The 17502-nt window shown below is 74.0% G+C and carries 13 protein-coding genes; 8 read left to right on the forward strand and 5 right to left on the reverse strand.

Annotated features, from left to right (window positions below):
* Window positions 1–104 precede the first annotated feature (104 nt).
* The 3 genes from ACWCHM_RS05555 to ACWCHM_RS05565 all read left to right on the forward strand — a co-directional run bounded on the left by ACWCHM_RS05555 (window position 105) and on the right by ACWCHM_RS05565 (window position 4054).
* Window positions 105–1001, forward strand: a complete 897-nt coding sequence (locus ACWCHM_RS05555) for a LysR family transcriptional regulator (RefSeq protein ID WP_239485514.1) — start codon at window positions 105–107, stop codon at window positions 999–1001.
* Window positions 1002–1316: 315 nt separating this feature from the next.
* The gene (locus ACWCHM_RS05560; protein ID WP_454223021.1) at window positions 1317–3569 is read left to right on the forward strand and encodes a M48 family metalloprotease; all 2253 of its coding nucleotides are present in this window, start codon (window positions 1317–1319) and stop codon (window positions 3567–3569) included.
* Window positions 3570–3622: 53 nt separating this feature from the next.
* Window positions 3623–4054: an effector-associated constant component EACC1 gene (locus ACWCHM_RS05565; protein WP_454221652.1), complete on the forward strand. Its 432-nt coding sequence runs from the start codon at window positions 3623–3625 to the stop codon at window positions 4052–4054.
* A 230-nt stretch (window positions 4055–4284) separates the two neighbouring features.
* On the opposite strand, the gene ACWCHM_RS05570 is transcribed toward ACWCHM_RS05565, so the two are convergent.
* Window positions 4285–5151 carry an aldo/keto reductase gene (locus tag ACWCHM_RS05570; protein WP_454221653.1) on the reverse strand — a complete coding sequence of 289 codons (867 nt, stop codon included), beginning with the start codon at window positions 5149–5151 and terminating at the stop codon, window positions 4285–4287.
* Window positions 5152–5267: 116 nt separating this feature from the next.
* A complete protein-coding gene (locus ACWCHM_RS05575) occupies window positions 5268–7376 on the reverse strand; it encodes a SpoIIE family protein phosphatase (protein WP_454221654.1) in 2109 nt (702 codons plus the stop codon).
* A gap of 269 nt (window positions 7377–7645) precedes the next feature.
* Here ACWCHM_RS05575 and ACWCHM_RS05580 point away from each other — a divergent pair, with 269 nt between their 5' ends.
* The 3 genes from ACWCHM_RS05580 to ACWCHM_RS05590 all read left to right on the forward strand — a co-directional run bounded on the left by ACWCHM_RS05580 (window position 7646) and on the right by ACWCHM_RS05590 (window position 10621).
* Complete coding sequence (locus ACWCHM_RS05580; protein WP_204959203.1) at window positions 7646–8011, forward strand: YciI family protein; 366 nt, start codon at window positions 7646–7648, stop codon at window positions 8009–8011.
* Window positions 8012–8271: 260 nt separating this feature from the next.
* Entirely contained in the window at window positions 8272–9720 is a 1449-nt protein-coding gene (pyk, locus tag ACWCHM_RS05585; protein WP_204959202.1) for a pyruvate kinase, read from the forward strand.
* 16 nt (window positions 9721–9736) lie between these two features.
* Window positions 9737–10621 (forward strand): acyl-CoA thioesterase, encoded by an 885-nt coding sequence (locus tag ACWCHM_RS05590; RefSeq protein WP_374760015.1) that lies wholly within the window; start codon window positions 9737–9739, stop codon window positions 10619–10621.
* A 41-nt stretch (window positions 10622–10662) separates the two neighbouring features.
* On the opposite strand, the gene ACWCHM_RS05595 is transcribed toward ACWCHM_RS05590, so the two are convergent.
* A complete protein-coding gene (locus tag ACWCHM_RS05595; RefSeq protein WP_454221655.1) occupies window positions 10663–12429 on the reverse strand; it encodes an extracellular solute-binding protein in 1767 nt (588 codons plus the stop codon).
* A 29-nt stretch (window positions 12430–12458) separates the two neighbouring features.
* Window positions 12459–13901 (reverse strand): serine/threonine protein kinase, encoded by a 1443-nt coding sequence (locus tag ACWCHM_RS05600; RefSeq protein WP_454221656.1) that lies wholly within the window; start codon window positions 13899–13901, stop codon window positions 12459–12461.
* A 172-nt stretch (window positions 13902–14073) separates the two neighbouring features.
* Between ACWCHM_RS05600 and ACWCHM_RS05605 the strand changes: the two genes are divergently transcribed.
* Window positions 14074–14544: an RrF2 family transcriptional regulator gene (locus ACWCHM_RS05605; protein WP_204959200.1), complete on the forward strand. Its 471-nt coding sequence runs from the start codon at window positions 14074–14076 to the stop codon at window positions 14542–14544.
* 180 nt (window positions 14545–14724) lie between these two features.
* Complete coding sequence (locus ACWCHM_RS05610) at window positions 14725–15768, forward strand: sulfite exporter TauE/SafE family protein (RefSeq protein WP_204959199.1); 1044 nt, start codon at window positions 14725–14727, stop codon at window positions 15766–15768.
* 76 nt (window positions 15769–15844) lie between these two features.
* On the opposite strand, the gene ACWCHM_RS05615 is transcribed toward ACWCHM_RS05610, so the two are convergent.
* Window positions 15845–17368: a pyridoxal-dependent decarboxylase gene (locus tag ACWCHM_RS05615; RefSeq protein ID WP_454221657.1), complete on the reverse strand. Its 1524-nt coding sequence runs from the start codon at window positions 17366–17368 to the stop codon at window positions 15845–15847.
* Window positions 17369–17502 lie beyond the last annotated feature (134 nt).

Raw genomic sequence — 17502 nt, forward strand, 5'->3', positions numbered from 1 at the left:
CGCCCGCAGTTCGGGACGACCGGACCTGGATCGTCTCCCCGACCCGACAGTCCGGTCCAAGACGGAATCGGCGGCCGGCGATAAGCGCCGCTTATGCTCCCGGAATGGGGCCACCACCGACCACCGACCTGCGCCGGTGGCGGTACTTCGTGGTGCTCGCCGACGAACTGCACTTCACCCGGGCCGCCGCCCGGCTGAGGATCGCCCAACCGGCGCTCAGCCAGCAGATCCGCGCCCTCGAACGGCAGCTCGGGGTGGCCCTGCTGCACCGGGACAGTCACGGCTGCACGCTGACCGGGGTGGGCGTGCAGGTGGCCGGTGAGGCCCGTCGCCTGCTCGCCGACGTGGACGCCGCCACCGCCCGCATCCGTGACCTGGTCGGCGGGCGTGGCGGTCGGCTGCGGCTGGCGTACACCAGGTCGGCCCGGGGTGGCCGGGTCGACGCGCTGGTGGCCCGGTTCCGGGCGGCGCACCCCGAGGTGGAGGTGGTGCCCGAGACCGGGTGGACGGCGCCGAACGTGACCGGGCTGCTCACCGGCCGGCTCGACGTCGCCTTCGTCCGTCCGCCGTTGCCGGAGGCGGGGCTGACCTGCCGTACCGTCGACCGGGAGGAACTGCTGCTGGCGGTGCCGGCGGGGCATCCGCTGGCGGTCGGCCGGGCCCGGGTGCGCCGGGCCGAGGTGGCCGGTCTGCCCGCGGTGATGTGGCCCCGCGAGAACGGCCCCGGCATGTTCGACCGCACCATCGCCCAGGTCTGGCCCGACGGCGGGTTCCACCTGGTCCGTCAGGAACCCGACGACGAACAGTTGCTGCGCGCGGTGGCCGGCGGCGACGTGGTCGCGGCCGTCCCGGCCGGCCGGGCCCGTGCCCTCAAGGTCCCGGGGGTACGCCTGCGGCGGTTCGCCGCCCCGGTGCCGACGGTCGACGTGGCCCTGGCCTGGCGGACCGACACCACCGACCCGGCGGTCCGTCGGCTCGTCGACCTGCTCGCCACCTGCTGATCGGTCGGGCATCGTCGGCCCGCCGATCCGGCGGGGTTCCGACCCGTTCGACGGCGCAGTTTCGCCGCCATTGCCCGACGAACCCGGCGTGCTCGGACGGATATCCGACAATGGGCCGCCCCGCCGCCTTTCCCGGTGAATATGAATCGCCGAGCGCATTCGCAGCGAGTAATGTGCTGCCTCCCACGGCCCGTACGAACCGCAGTGTTCGTGGAATCGTCCCACCCCGCTCATGGATCATTCGGCCGTGTCCATGGAATCGTCCCGCCGTTTCGGCAGGTGACGCTGTAGTCGAGGAGCCCTGACGTGTCCGACATGGACAGCGCCCCGCAGCGCGGACCCGACCCCGCCCCGGCCGCCCCGCCGGTCACCCCGGCCGCGCCCCCCACCGCACCGCCCGTCACCGCACCGCCCGTCACCGCCCCGCCCGCCGACGATGCCGGGGACCGGTTCGCCCACCGCCCGCCCGGCTACCCGAGCGCCCTGGTCTGGCTGCGCGCCGGCATCGTGCGGGACTGGCGGGGCGTGCTCGGCGCCTTCATCGCCACCTGGTTCTACATACCGTTGGCGCTGGTGGCGGCGGTCTGGGGCGGCCTCGCCCTCGGCCTGTACGGGCTGGTCGCCGGGGGCACCCGGTCCGACGAGGCGGTGCCGGCGCTGCTCCGGGACGCGCCGCTGGTCGGGCCGCTGCTGGAGGCCTTCGCGGCACAGTCCGGCGGGGTGATCGGCGGGTTCGCCGGGTTCGCGCTCGGTGCCCTGGTCGGCTTCCTGGCCATCCTGGTGCTGCCCTGGCGCAACGCCGTCGACGAACCGGCCAACCTGTTCACCGGCCTGGTCGGGATGGTGGTCGCCGCCGCCCTGGTCGGGGTGCTCTACACCGTCGGGCGGGTACTGCTGGAACCGTGGCTGCTGGGGGTCTCCGGGGCGCGTCGGCTCAGCCGCCGGGAGGCCGAACGGCTGCGTCCGCTGCTGAGCGACTGCGCGGCCCGGCTCGGCCTGCCCGGTGAGCCCCGGCTGCTGATCGAGGACGACCCGGTGCTCACCAACGCCCGCGCGTACGCCAGGCACGTCGTGGTGAGCACCGCCGTGCTCGACTGCACCGACGAGGAGATCGCCGCGCTGCTCAGCCACGAACTGGTGCACTGGCGCACCGGCGACGAGGTGACCAGCGCCTTCATCCGGGGTGTCGGCCTGCCGTTGGTGCTGGTGCACGCGTTGCCGGCCTGGCTGATGCGCCGGTTCCCGCACCCGGCCACCGACTTCGTGGTGTTCCTGTTCTTCTGGCCGGTGCTGCTCACCATGCGCTACCTGGTCGTGCCCTGCCACCGTCGGGACGCCCGGGCCGCCGAGTACCGGGCCGACGCCGGCGCGGTGCTCGCCGGACACCGGGAGGGGCTGCGGTCCATGCTGGAGCGTCGGCGCTCCTTCGAGACCGGCCGCAGCGGCTGGGACGAGGCGGTCTGCGCCACCCACCCCCCGTCCGAGCTGCGCCTGGACCGGCTGGACCGGCCCGTCCCCGACCCGATGACCGACCGCGCGGCCACCGCCCGTGGCCTCGACGAGCTGTTCGGCGGTACGACGACCACGGCGGTCGGCACCCGCCGCGCCCTGCTGCTGGTCGGCGCGCTGGTGCTGGTGAGCTGCCTGGGCGGCGGGCTGACGGCGGCCCAGTGGGCGTTCTTCCGCCCGCAGGCAGCCGTCAGTGACTACTTCGGGGCACTGGCCGACCACGACGGCCGGGAGGCGCTCGAACGGCTCACCCCCGACGTGCGGGCGGCGCTCGGCGACAGCGGGCAGCTCGCCCGAATGGTGGCGGCGAAGGACTACCGCCCGCCCACCGACGTGTCCGTGACGGGTGTGGAACGCGACGGCGACGAGGCGGTCGCCACGGTCGCCTACACCCTCGCCGGGGAGAAACTGACAGCCGAACTGCCGTTGCGCCGCGACGACCAGGCCACGCTCGGGCTGTTCCACGGCTGGCACATCGACGCCGCCCCGGCGACCCTGACCCTGCCCGGCGGTCCGGCCCCGCTGACCCTCAACGGGGTGCCCGTACCCGCCGGTGAGGACGGGCTGGCGGTGGCGGTGCCGCTGCTGCCCGGGGCGTACACGGTCGCGGGGGAGAGCAACCCGCTCAGCGAGACGCCGGCCCGGGTGCTCTACGTCGTACCCGGGCAGCAGAGCGTGAGCGGCGCGGAGCTGACGCCCACCCTGCGGCCCGAGGCGCATGCGGCGGCGGAACGCAGCGTGCGGTCCTACCTGGACGGTTGCGCGGCGCAGGCGGTGGCCGTCCCGCAGGGGTGCCCGTTCCGCTACTACACCGGCGGCTCGACGGTGAAGAAGATCGCCTGGAAGATCACCCGGTACCCGACGATCGAGCTGACCCTGACCGGCCCGACCACCGCCCGCGTCTCCACCTCGTACGAGGCGCAGGGGTCGGCGCAGGCCACCGGCAGCACGGTCGGCTACTTCGGGACCACCCCGTTCACCGAGAACGAGACGTTCGGGGTCAGCGGGGTGCTGTCGGTGGTCGACGGCACGCTGACCTTCCAACCCGGTGACGACTGATCCGCCCGTCGGCCGGACCGCACCGTGGGCGAACGACCGAGAGGAAGACCGAGATGACCGCGCCCCGTTCCACCGCACCGGCCCGGCTGGTGCTGGCCCCGCGTGCCGCGCCCGCCGGCCGTCGCCAGCCGGGGCCGGGCGTCGGCCCGCAGCGGACGACGCTGCTGGCCTGGCTGCACCGCGACCCGCACTACCGGGCCCTGGTTCGTGACGCGGGAGCGGCCGGCGGGGCCGGTGGCCGGGCCGGCTTCAGCGACGCGGTGATCATCGCGGTGGTCGCCCAGGGGCTGCTGCCCGGCCTGTTCAACCTCGTGCAGAGCTGGGTGGACCAGCAGCGGACCGAGGTCAGCATCCGGCTCCAGGTCGGCGACTCCGAGGTGGAGATCCAGGTCAACGGGCGCACCGACGCGGCGAAGCTGTTCGACGAGGCACAGCGGGCCCTGCGTCGGGACGACCCCGGCGACGAGATCACCCCCGCCACCTGACTGACCCCGACGAACCCTCGCGCTCCCGGGTGGGTCGCTCTCCGGTGCCCGGGCGCGGCGGGGGTCAGGTGTACTTCTCGCATAGCGGCTTATGCCTGTCCGTCATATTGATGACGGACAGGCATAAGCCTCGTTCGGCCTATTGCTGTCCGGCGCGACACGCCGGGTGCGTACGGCCGCCGCCGCGACCGGCACTCGCTCACCGTCGCCACGAATGCGGGGTGGGCAGGTCAGGCGGCCTTGGCCAGGGCGTCGTACTCGTCGTCGGTGAGCTGCACCTCGGCGGCGGCCACGTTCTCCTCCAGGTGACCGACCGAGGACGTACCCGGGATGGGCAGCATGACCGGCGAGCGGCGCAACAGCCAGGCGAGCGCGAGCTGCGCGGGCGTCGCGTCGTGGCCGGTGGAGATGGCGTCCAGCGGGCCGCCCGGCTTGGCCAGGTTGCCGGTGGCGATCGGGAACCACGGGATGAACGCCAGGTCGTTGCGCTCGCAGTACTCCAGGACGTCCTCGGCGCTGCGGTCGGCCAGGTTGTAGAGGTTCTGTACCGACACGATCGGGGTGATCTGCCGGACCGCCTCGATCTGCGCGACGGTCACCTCGGACAACCCGATGTGCCGGATCTTGCCCTCCTCCTTGAGCAGGGCCAGCTCGCCGAGCTGATCCTCCAGTGGCACCTTCGCGTCGATCCGGTGCAGCTGGTAGAGGCCGATGGACTCCAGGCCCAGGTGCCGCAGGCTCAGCTCACACTGCTGGCGCAGGTACTCCGGCCGGCCCACCGGCCGCCAGTCGCCCGGCCCGGAGCGGGTCAGGCCGGCCTTCGTCGCGATGACCAGGTCGTCGGCGTACGGGTGCAGCGCCTCCCTGATCAGCAGCTCGGAGACGAACGGCCCGTACGAGTCGGCGGTGTCGATGAACGTGACGCCCAGCTCGTAGGCCCGGCGCAGCACCCGGACCGCCTCGGCCGGGTCCTTCGGGTCGCCCCACACCCCCGGCCCGGTGATCTGCATGGCCCCGTAGCCGAGCCGGTCGACCTGGAGGTCGCCGCCGATCCGGTAGGTGCCTGACGCCTTCGCGGGCTGACTGGTGGAACCCATGTGCCGTACCCCGATCCTGTTCGTAGTCGTCGGTGGCAAATCTAGCCACCCGTCCCGACGGCTTTCCCGAAGATCGCGGCCGGCAACACCCCCGGGCCGAATGTGGGCACCGACACTCAGCCGGCGTGCCGGATGATCACCAGCGCCTGGTCGTCGTCGGAGCCGGAGAGCTTGGTCAGCAGGGTGTCCGCGATGACCTCCACGGGCTGGTCCCGCACCGGCACGAGCACCTCGTGCAGGGCCGTCACCCCGGCGTCGTACGCCTGGTCGCGCCGCTCCACCAGCCCGTCGGTGTACGCCACCAGCAGGTCACCCGGGCCGAACGCCACGGTGGTCACCGGCACCGGGTCGCGGACCAGCCCGAGCGGCAGCGAATGCCCCGTCCAGACCATCTCCGGCGGCCGACCCGCCGGCAGCAGCACCGGATGCGGATGCCCCACCCGGGCGACCTGCGCCTGCCCGGCCACCGGATCGACCACCATCGCCAGGCAGGTGCCGAGGAACCCGACCCCGAGCAGCCCGGTCAGCCGGGGGAACACCTCGGCCAGCGGCACCCCGGAGCGGATCAGCGTGTTCACCACCGTCCGTAGCTGCGCCATGTCGGCCGCCGCCTCGACCTGGTGGCCCACCACGTCCCCGACGACCACGGCCAGCCGGCCGTCGTCCAGGTCGACCAGGTCGTACCAGTCGCCGCCCAGGTGCAGGCCGCTCATCGCCGGCTGGTAGCGGGTCGCCAGCTCCAGGCCGGGCGGCCCGATCGTCGCCGAGGTGCGCAGCCGGCCCGCCAGCCGGGTCACCAGGTTGTGTTCGGCGGCGGCCAACCGGACCCGCTCCAGGGTCTGTTCACACAGGTCGGCGACGGTGTCCAGCAGGGCCAGGTCGTCGTCGTGCAGCGCCCGTTCCCGGGGCCAGCCGAACCCCAGCGCGGCGATGGGCCGCCGGGAGGCGTCCAGCAGCGGCAGCACGACGGTGGTCACCATCCCGTACTCGCCCGCCGGGTCGGGCAGGCCGGGATGCCGGGCGGCGAACTCGGCCCGGTTACGCAGGATGATCCGTTCCCCGGTGCGCAGCGCGCGGGCGATCGGCCGGGGATCGTCGATGGTCAGGTCGTCGAAGGTGGCGACCAGCCCGCTGGGTAGCTCCGCGTGCCACAGTCGGACCCGTCGGCCCTCGTCGCGCATCGCCAGGCCGGGTAGCGCCGCGCCGAGCGCCGACGGGGCGGCGTCCAGGATCACCTCGATCGTCTCCCCGGTGGAGCGGGTGACGCTGAGCCGGGCGGCGAACTCCGCCATCGCCCGCGCCGACGCGGTCAGCTCGGCCCGCCGCAACGCCTGGCTGCACAGGCCCGCCACCGCGTCGAGCAGGATGCGGCGGGCCGCCTCGTCGGCGGTCGGGGTGTCCCAGCGCACCTCCAGCGCCCCGAGCACGGTGCCGGTGCCGTCGCGCAGCGGCAGGCAGAGCCCGTCCGGCAGCGGCACGGCCGTCTCCTCGCGTACCGCGCGGGCCAGCGGTTCGTCGTCGGTGACCAGCAGTTCGACGGTGCCCGCGGCGTCGGTCACCGTCAGCTCCCAGGCACCCGCCGTGGCCGCCGCGACCCGGACCCGGTCCGCGCCGACCAGCCCCGGGGTGACCGTGCCGACCACGTCCAGCACCGCGTCCCGGCTGCCGGCGGCGCTGAGCGCCCCGGCGAGCCGGGCCAGCCCCTCGGCCTGACGCAACGCGCGCCGCCGGTCCCCGTCGGGGACCCCCGGGGGCGCGGGTGCGCCGCCGGGTACGGCGGCGACGGTGGTGAGGACGCCCTGCGGATGGCCGGCGGCGTCGACCACCGGACCCGACGAGAAGACCGTCCCCGTCCCGTCGTCGCCGTGCCGGCAGGTGACCCGGGTGGCGGTCAGCACCCCGGTCAGCGCGGCCACCGCCTCGGGCCAGACCGCCGAGGCGGGCCGGCCCAGCGCCCGCGTGCCGGCCGGGCCCAGCAGGGCCAGGTAGCCGTCGTTGGCGAGCAGCACCAGCTCCGGCCCCCACCAGAGCGCGGCCGGCGTCGGGCTGTGCAGGCAGACGACCAGGGCGGTACGCAGGCTGGGTGGCCAGTCCGCCAGCGGCCCGAGCGGGGTGCCGGCCCAGTCGTGCCCGACGATCCGGCGGCCGGCCCGGCCGGCGTGGGAGAGCAGCTCGCGCCAGCGGGAGTCGTCCGGCGGCCGGGGGGCGTCGGCGGAGCGAGTCATGTCGGGACCTCCGCTCTGCGGATCGAGCGCCTTCCCCATCAGTCGGACCGTACCAGCGTCGGCTGACCGGCACGTCTACCGATCTGTCGGGGTCTGCCGACCGAAAGGGCGTCGGTGCCGCCTGCCGTGCCCGGTCCACCCCGGGGACGGGCCCGTCCGGCCCGGAGTTGTCCCGACCGGGGGTCAGGGGCGTCCCCACCGTGGGACGCTGGCCGGGTCCGGGGGACACCACCGGCGCGGTGTGGCGCCGACGCGGGGGAGGGGACGCGATGACGGGTACGCCGCAGCTGGACTTCGCACTCGACACGTACGAGTGCATCGTGCTCTATCCGGGCCCGGCCGGTCGGGTGCTGCCGAAGGAGACCGTGCAGCGCCTCCAGGCCGAGCACACCGCGCACATGCGGGCCCTGCAACGGCGGGGTGTGGTGCTGGTGGCCGGCTCGATCGACGGCCCGGCCCGGGAGCCCGCCCCGCCGATCGGCATCGGGCTGGCCCGCACCGGTTCGGTCGAGGACGTACGCAGCGTGATGGAGGCGGACCCGGCGGTGCAGGCCGGCCTCTACATGGTCGACGTGCTGACCTTCCTCTGCCCGGCGGGCTCACTGGAGTTTCCGCTGGTCAAGACCGACAGCTGACCGCCGGGGCGGCGGGTGTGGCGCGGTGGTGACCGACGGTGGCGGCGTCGGTGCACGAGAGCACGGGAGCGCGCAGACGCCGGTTGCCGTCGGGCGGTACGATTCCCGGCGCGCGGTCGCCGATGCCCGCCACTGTCCGACGTACTCCCGGCGCGGCCCGCGTCCCGCCGGCCACGCGCCCACCCCGCGCGTCGTCGGACCCTGTTCCTCAGCCCGCAAGGGGTCGGCCCGCAGGTCGACCCGGAGGAGAGACTAGCCTGATGGGCGTGAACCGCCGCGCGAAGATCGTCTGCACTCTTGGCCCCGCCACCTCGTCCCCGGAGCGGCTCCGGGGCCTCATCGAGGCGGGCATGAACGTGGCCAGGCTGAACTTCAGCCACGGTAGTCACGCCGACCACGAGTCGGTGTACCGGATGGTCCGCGAAGCAGCCGAGGCGGTCGGCGTGCCGGTCGCCATCCTGGCCGACCTCCAGGGCCCGAAGATCCGGCTCGGCAAGTTCGCCGACGGGCCGCACGAGTGGCGTACCGGCGACTCGGTGGTGATCACCAGTGACGACATCCTCGGCACCAAGGAGCGGGTCTCCTGCACCTACCGCAAGCTGCCCCAGGAGGTGAAGCAGGGCGACCGGCTGCTGATCGACGACGGCCGGGTCGCCGTCGAGGTCAGCGACGTCACCGGCAACGACATCAGGTGCCTGGTCACCGAGGGTGGCCCGGTCTCCAACAACAAGGGCGTCTCGCTGCCGAACGTGGCCGTCAGCGTCCCGGCGATGTCGGACAAGGACGCCGAGGACCTGCGCTTCGCCCTCGGCCTGGGTGTCGACCTGATCGCCCTCTCCTTCGTCCGTACGGCGGAGGACATCAAGCTCGTCCACTCGATCATGGACGAGGAGGGTGTACGCCGTCCGGTGCTGGCCAAGGTCGAGAAGCCGGAGGCGGTCGACCACCTGGAGGCGATCGTGCTCGCCTTCGACGGCGTCATGGTGGCCCGGGGCGACCTCGGTGTCGAGATGCCGCTGGACCAGGTGCCGCTGGTGCAGAAGCGGGCCGTGCAGCTGTGCCGGGAGAACGCCAAGCCGGTCATCGTGGCCACCCAGATGCTCGACTCCATGATCGAGAACTCCCGGCCGACCCGGGCCGAGGCCTCCGACGTGGCCAACGCGGTGCTCGACGGCGCGGACGCGGTGATGCTCTCCGGCGAGACCAGCGTCGGCAAGTACCCGGTGCTCACCGTCAGCACCATGGCGAAGATCATCACCACCACCGAGGCCGGCTCGATCGGGGTGCCCCGGCTCCAGCACGACCCGCGTACCCACGGCGGCGCGCTGACCGTGGCCGCGTCCTCGATCGCCCGCGCCATCGGGGCGAAGGCCCTGGTCGCCTTCTCGCAGACCGGTGACACCGTCAAGCGGCTCAGCCGGCTGCACTGCGACCTGCCGCTGCTGGCGTTCACCCCGGTCCCCGAGGTGCGCAGCCAGCTCGCGCTGTGCTGGGGCGTGGAGACCTTCCTGATGCCGTTCGTGCAGCACACCGACGACATGTTCCGCCAGGTCGACCAGGCGTTGCTCGGCCTCAACCAGGCAACCCCCGGCGACTACGTGGTGATCGTCGCGGGCAGCCCGCCCGGCACCCCCGGCTCCACCAACACGCTGCGCGTGCACCAGCTCGGCTCCCTGGTCGACGCCGCCTCCGCCCGGGCGCTCCAGTGAGCACAGGGAGATTTCGGTGAACGGGCGTCCGGCGGCGACCGGCCAGGCCGCGGTCGACCAGCTCCTCGAGGTCCTCGACCTCGACCACACCGGCGCGACGACCTTCCGTGGGGTCAGCCCCTCGGTCGGCCCGCAGCGGGTGTTCGGGGGGCAGGTCGCCGGTCAGGCACTGGTCGCCGCCGGGCGCACGGTCGACCCGGAGCGGTTCGTGCACTCCCTGCACGGCTACTTCGTCCGGCCCGGCGATCCGGCCGAGCCGATCGACTACCAGGTGGAGAACGTCCGGGACGGGCGCTCCTTCTCGGTCCGCCGCTCGGTGGCGTTGCAGCACGACAAGCCGATCTTCTTCATGTCGGCGTCGTTCCAGCGGCAGGAACAGGCCCTGGAGCACCAGGCGCCCACCCCGCCCGACGTGCCCGGCCCGGACGACGTCCCGACGATGTCCGACCGACTGGCCCGCTATCCGGAGCGGCTCGGCATCTGGGGGCAGATCCCCCGCCCGATCGACGTCCGCTACGTCGGCGAGCCCGGCTGGGTACGCCCCGGCGACCGGCCCGCCGACCCGTACCAGCGGGTCTGGATGCGCATCGACGGCAAGCTGCCCGACGATCCGCTGCTGCACGCCTGCGCCCTGACGTACGCCTCCGATCTGACCCTGCTGGATTCGGTGCTGTCGGTGCACGGCGAGGTCTGGGGGCCGGGCGGTCTGGTCGGGGCGAGCCTGGACCACGCGCTGTGGTTCCACAGGTCGTTCCGGGCCGACGAGTGGTTCCTCTACGACTGCTGGAGCCCGTCGGCGTCGGGCGCGCGGGGCCTGGCCACCGGCCGGATGTTCACCCTCGACGGCCGGCACATCGCCAGTGCCGTGCAGGAGGGTCTGCTGCGCCGCGTCGGCGACTGAACGCTCCCCGCCGCCGGGTGCGCGGCGGGGGCGGGCCGGCCTCAGAAGCTGCTGACCACCTTGACCAACGCCTCGTCGATGGTGGCCGGGTTCTTGGCGTCGAACGCCTTGCCCGCCGACGCCTTGGCGATCTGGTCCAGCGCGGCCAGGTCGGAGTCCTGGTCGAAGGCCACGCAGAACACCTTGACCGGCTTGTTCGGGTCCAGCGCGATGTCCCGCAGCAGCCGGTCGAGGTCGCTGTCCTTCTGGTACTCGTTCTTGCCGTCGGTGAGCACCACCACCGCGTTGATCCGGTTCGGGTCGTACCTGTCGAGCAGGCTGCGGTGCGCCGCGCGGACGGTGGCGTACAGCGCGGTGTTGCCGCCGATGCGCAGCCCGGCGAGCTTCCGGTTGAACGCGTCCCGGTTCAGCGGAGCGAGCCGTACCTCCTCGCTGTACGGCCGCTTCGGCCGCTGCGGGGTCTCGCTGGAGAACGACCAGAGCGCCACCTGGTCGGCGGCGTTGAGCAGCCCGATCGCCTTGCTGGCGGCGTCGGTGGCCACCTGGAACCGGGTCCGGTCGCCGACGTCTGCCTGCATCGAGCCGGAGGTGTCCACGGCGAGCAGGATGTTGGCCTTCTTGCGCAGGGTGTCCCAGCTGCCGAGGATCGCGCCGACCACCTCCGGGGTGGGCGGGTCGAAGTAGGTGAGCCGGTCGCCGCCCGGCCCGGCCACCGTGGCCAGCAGCGTCTCGGCGGGCCGGCGCTCGTCGTCCCGGAAACCCAGGGCGGCGAAGCTGCGCTGCTGCGGGCCGTCCTGGAGGAAGGTGAGGAAATCCTCGGCGGCCTCGCGTTGCGCCGGGTCGGCCGAGGGCAGCACCACGTACGGGTGGTCGAGGTTGAAGGTGCCCTCCTTGGGGTGCACCGCCACCAGCGGGACCCGGGGCTTGCTGCCGGTGGGGCTGAGCTGCCCCTGGTTGTAGAGGTAGACCAGCTCCTCCTGCAGGACGATCGCGCTCATGTCGCTCGCCGGGGCGTCCCCGGTGGTGGCGGCGTCGGCCTCGGCGAGGTTGCGCAGCAGGTCCACCGAGTCGTCGCTGTAGTGCGAGACGTTGGCCTCGATCCGCCTGACGAACTGGGTCACCGCCGGCTGGGCGAGGTCCTCACTGGTCAGGTCGCTGGCCCGGTTGACCGCCGCGTAGTAGGTGGCGATGGTGGCGGCCAGACCGGAGGTGGACAGGTGCGGGTTGTCCTTGCCGAAGGTGAACCGGCCCCACTCGGGCTTGCCGAACGCCGCCCAGCCGGTGTCGCCGGAGAGACCGAGCACGTCGGCCCAGCCGAGCGGCCCACGCTGCTGCACCAGCTCGCCCCGGTCCCTGGGCATGGCGATGACCAGGGGGCTGTTGGCGATCGACGGGTACTGCCCGGGGGTCTGCGCGGCCCGGCCCGCCGCCTTGTCGAGCAGGCGCAGCTGCCCGGTCCACAGTGACGAGGTGGGCAGCCACACCTGCGGCTCGGCGACCTTCGGCTGGGCGAGCGCCCACCCGCCGGCCAGCGCCTCCATCGCCTCGCCCGAGTTGAGGCCGTGCACGGTCACCTGCGCGCACCGCCCGCCGAAGCGCCGGTCGGCGGCGTTGTACCGCTCGGCGAGCTGGGCGACCAGTTCGCTCTTCTCGGTGGAGGAGCTGACCTCCAGCGGTACGCAGTCCGTCCGGTCCGTGCCGGTCGTCGGCCGGACGTACAGGTACGCCCCGGCGATCACCGCGAGCCCCGCGACGACGGCCACCGCGTGCGGCAGCCACGGTCGGGCGGGACGCTGACCGGCGGCCATCGGCTCCTCCAGGGGGTTCGTTGGGCGGGTCAGGCGTCGGCGCGGGGTGCCGGCACGGGCGGCGCGCCGGGCTGCGGCACGGGGCCGTCCGGCGGGCCGGCCGGGGTCAGCGCGGCGGCGACGAGCAGACGGACACCGTAGACCACGACGAGGGCGAGCAGACCGACGGCGACGGCGGTGCCCACGTCGGTGCTGGCGACGTACCCGGTGGCGAAGCCGACCGCGCCGAGGAGGACCGCGAGGGACATCCCCCACGGGTCGGTCCACTGCCGACGCAGCCGCCGGCCGAAACCGTCCCGGGTCACCGTGGCCGGCCGGTCCGTGGTGGCGGGCGGGGCGGGGGCCGACCAGGCCGTTGCCGCAGGCGCGGTCGGCGGCTGCGGCGCGGGGTGGGCCGTCGACGTGGCGGGCCACGGCGTCGCCGCCTGGTCGCCGGTCGCCTGCGGGACCGGGTGGCCGGTCGAGGTGTCCGGCCGGGCGGGCGTCATCCCGGTGGTCGGCCAGGGGTCGACCGCCGCCGCCGTCGTCGGCCACGGGTCGGCCGCCGCGACGGCCGGTGCGGCCGGCGGGGTGGTGGTCACGGTACGCGGGACGTGCCGGGTGGCTGCGGCGTCGGTGCCGGCCCGCAGCACGGTCTGCAACGGCACCTCGCCGCTGGGGTGGGCGTCGCGCCCGAGCAGCCGCAGCAGCACCTCCTGGGCGGTCGGCCGGACCCGGTGGTCCTTGTCCAGGCACTGGCCGATCAGGGTGGCCAGCGGGCCGGTGAGCCCGGTCAGGTCCGGCGGGTCGTGCAGCACCCGGTGCATCACCGCGACGACCGGGCCGGTGCCGAACGGCGGCTGCCCGCCCGCCGCGAAGGCGATCGTCCCGGCCCAGGCGAACACGTCGCTGGCCGGCCCGACCTCGTCGTCGCGGAACCGTTCCGGGGCCATGTAGGTGGCGGTGCCCATGATCCGGCTGGTCATCGTCTCGGTGACGTCGAGCGCCCGGGCGATCCCGAAGTCGATCACCCGGGGGCCGTCCGCCGCCAGGATCACGTTGTCCGGCTTGAGGTCGCAGTGCACCACGTCGGACTGGTGGATCGCGGCGAGTGCGGTGGCGGTGCCCACGGCCAGCCGGTGCAGCGCGTTGCCGGCGACCGGCCCCTGCTCGCGGACGTGCCGTTGCAGGGTGACGCCCTCGATGAACTCGCTGACCACGTAGGGCAGCTCACCGTCGACGTCGGCGAAGAGGATCTGGGCGGTGCAGAACGGGGCGACCCGACGGGCGGCGGCGATCTCCTTGACGAACTGGGCCTTCGCCCGGGGGTGCTGGTGCAGGTCGACGTTGATGACTTTGACCGCGACCCATCGGCCCTGCTCGTCGCGGCCCAGGTAGACCACACCCTGACCACCCGCGCCGAGCCGACCGATCAGCTCGTACGGCCCGGCCTGGCGCGGGTCGCGCGGGTTCAGCGGCGTCACGTCCGGCATCGCTGTCGCTGCCCCTATCGGCCTGTGCTCCGGTGCGCTGATGTCCGCCACCGGCGACCCTGCCGGCGACACGGGTATGGTGCCATGCCCACGCCACCGGGACACCCCACCCCTGGCCGTTCGGTGGAGGGCGGCGGTCCGGCCGGCGGGGCCGGCGACTAACCTTGCGGCCATGCGCCTCTCCGCCCGGGTCGACTACGCACTGCGTGCGGCGGCCGAACTCGCGTCGGTCGCCGACGGCGCGGACTCCGGCCGGTCCCGTCCGGTCACCGCCGAGCAGATCGCCAGGTCGCAGGACATTCCGCCGAAGTTCCTGGAGAGCATTCTGCTCCAGTTGCGTCGGGGTGGCATCGTGCACGCCCAGCGGGGCCCGGAGGGCGGCTACTGGCTGGCCCGGCCGGCGGCCGAGATCTCCCTCGCCGAGGTGATCCGGGTGATCGACGGGCCGCTGGCCCACGTCCGGGGGCAGCGGCCCGAGCAGCTCGGCTACCACGGTGCGGCCCGCGCGTTGCAGGAGGTCTGGATCGCGCTGCGGGCCAGCGAGCGGGCGATCCTGGAGCAGGTCACCATCGCCGACGTGGCGACCGGGGTGCTGCCGGGCCGGATCAGCGAGCTGGCCGCCGACCCCCGCGCCTGGAGCTGACCCGCCGCACCGGCCGGGCCGACCCGCCGCACCCGGCCTTGACCTGGCGCGCGGGGTTCCACCAGGCGTGCCCTGCCGCGCCGACGCGTCCCATTCACCGATCTGGGGGTTGACCGGGGAGCGTCCCGTGCCGCATTCTCGACCAAGTCGATAGGAGATGCCGAAAAGTTCGGAGGGCTCGTGCGCAAGCTTCTGATCCTCGCTCTGGTCGGGTTGGCCGCACAGCTCGTCGACGGCGCGCTCGGCATGGCCTACGGGCTGACCTCGTCGACCCTGCTGCTCTTCGTCGGGGTGGCCCCGGCCGCCGCATCGGCGTCGGTGCACCTCGCCGAGATCGGCACCACGCTCGCCGCCGGCGTCGCCCACTGGCGGTTCGGCAACGTCGACTGGCGGGTGGTGGCCCGGATCGCCCTGCCCGGCGCGGTCGGCGCGTTCGTCGGCGCCACCTTCCTCAGCTCCATCTCCACCGAGAGCGCCGCCCCGTGGATGGCCGGCATCCTGTTCACCCTCGGCGCGTACCTGCTGGTGCGGTTCTCCCGGCCGTTGCGGCAGCGCACCGGCGCGGGTCGGCTACGCGGTCGGTTCCTCGGCCCGCTGGGCCTGGTCGCCGGGTTCGTCGACGCCACCGGTGGCGGGGGATGGGGGCCGGTGGCCACGCCGGCGCTGCTGGTCTCCGGCCGGATGGAACCCCGCAAGGTGATCGGCTCGGTGGACACCGCCGAGTTCGTGGTGGCCGGGGCGGCCAGCATCGGCTTCCTGATCGGCCTGGGCAGCGAGGGCTTCCTGCTGCCGACCGTGGCGGCGCTGCTGATCGGTGGCCTGATCGCCGCGCCGGTGGCCGCCTGGCTGGTGCGGATCGTCCCCGCCCAACTGCTGGGCGCCACCATCGGCGGGGTGATCGTGCTGACCAACGCCCGCATCCTGCTCAACGCCGGTGACGCCGGCTCGACCGTCCGCCCGGCGGTCTACGTGCTGCTCGCCGTGGGCTGGGTGGTCGCCCTGACGTTCGCCGTCCGGGCGTTGCGCCGCACCCGCCGCGCCCGCGCCATCGTCGACGCCGCCACCGCCGACGCCACCGGCACCGAAACCGCCGATGTCACCGCCGCTGCCAGCGACGCCGCGACGCCGTCGCCTGACGTCCCGGCTCCGGCCGTCCCGGCCGGGGTCGTCGCCGGGTCCGCGCCGGCCGGGGCCGACGACCGGCTGGCCGCCGTCGAACGCTGACCCCGGCCGGGGTACGCCGCCCCCGGCACGGTGACCGTCGCGCACCACCGGTTCTCCGGTTACGGGGCGGCGACGGTCACCCCGGGAACGCGTCGCCCGGCGCGGGTCCGCCCGGCGCGGGTTCGATCGGTGCGGGTCCGCCCGGGGCGGGTCGGGTCGGGGCCGGGGCGCCGGCGAGGAGGTCCGTCGCCGCCGCCGACAGCAGCGCCCAGGCCCGGTCCACGTGTTCCGGCCCGGTCAGTGGCGAGCCGACGGCCAGCCGCAGGGTGTACCGGCCGTTGACCCGGGTGTGGGTCAGGTACACCTGTCCGCTGTCGTTGACCCGGGCCAGCAGCGCCGCGCTGGCCTCGTCCCCGGCCCGCAACCGGAACGTGACCAGGGAGAACGGGTGCGGGGCGGTGAGGGCGAACCGGTCGTCGGCGCGTACCCGGTCGGCGAACCGGTCGGCCAGGGAGATCCCTGCGCGCAGGTGCGCGCGCAGCCCTTCGACGCCGTACCAGCGCAGGACGAACCAGAGTTTCAGCGCCCGGAACCGGCGGCCCAGCGGGACCTGCCAGTCCCGGTAGTCGATCACCGCACCGGATTCGCTGGCGGCGTTGCGCAGGAACTCCGGCATGACGGTCAGCGCCTCGATCAGCTCACCCCGGTCGGCCACCCAGAAGGCGTCGCAGTCGAAGCCGGTGAGCAGCCACTTGTGCGGGTCGAAGCAGTACGAGTCGGCGTGCTCCACCCCGGCGTGCGTCCAGCGCAACTCGGGGCAGACCGCCGCCGCCCCGGCGTAGGCGGCGTCGACGTGCAGCCACACGCCGTACCGGGCGCAGATCGCACCGATCTCCGGCAGCGGGTCGACGGCGGTGGTGGAGGTGGTCCCGATGGTCGCCACCACGATGGCCGGCACCACGCCTTCGGCCAGGTCCGCCTCGATCGCCGCGCGCAGCGCCGACGGGCGCATCGCCTGGGTCGTCGGGTCCACCGCGACGGTCCGGACGCCCGCCTCGCCGAGGCCGGCGATGCGGGCCGCCTTCTCGATCGAGGAGTGCCCGTGTACCGAGGTGTACGCCTGGTAGCGGCGGTCGACGCCGGCCTCCCGCCAGCGGCCGCCGCTGGCCCGGTGCAGCGCGACCAGGGTGGCGACCAGGGTCGCCGAGGAGGCGGAGTCCTGGATGACGCCGCCGCCGGTGCCGGTGGATCGCCAGCGCGCCGGCAGGTCCATCAGGTCGGCCAGCCAGTCCAGCACGACCGTCTCCAGTTCGGTGCCGGCCGGGTTGGTGGCCCAGAGCATGCCCTGACTGCCGAGGCCCGAGCTGACCAGGTCGGCCAGCACGCTGGGACCGCTGGTGTTGGCCGGGAAGTAGCCGAAGAAGCCGGGGTGCTGCCAGTGGGTGACCCGGGGCGCGATGATCGCGTCGAGGTCGGCCAGCATCGCCGCGACCGGCTCGCCGTGCGCGGGCGGCCCGGTCGGCAGGGCGGCGGTGACCGTGCCGGGCGGGTCCGGTGGGGTGACCGGGCGGCGGTCCAGCGTCCGCCAGTAGTCGGCGACCCAGTCGACCACCGCGTACCCGGCGCGGCGGAACTCCTCGGGGTCCATGTGCTCAGCCATCCGCCGAGTCGATCAGGTGGGCCGCCCGGGAGCAAGAGTGGGTAGCGCTTGTGCGGGCGGAAAGCGTTGTCCTACGATCCGACTGCGCGGAGCCGAACTATGGATGTCGATGCAAAGGCGTCCGTCACCACCGT

This window comes from Micromonospora sp. SCSIO 07396 (assembly GCF_053667945.1).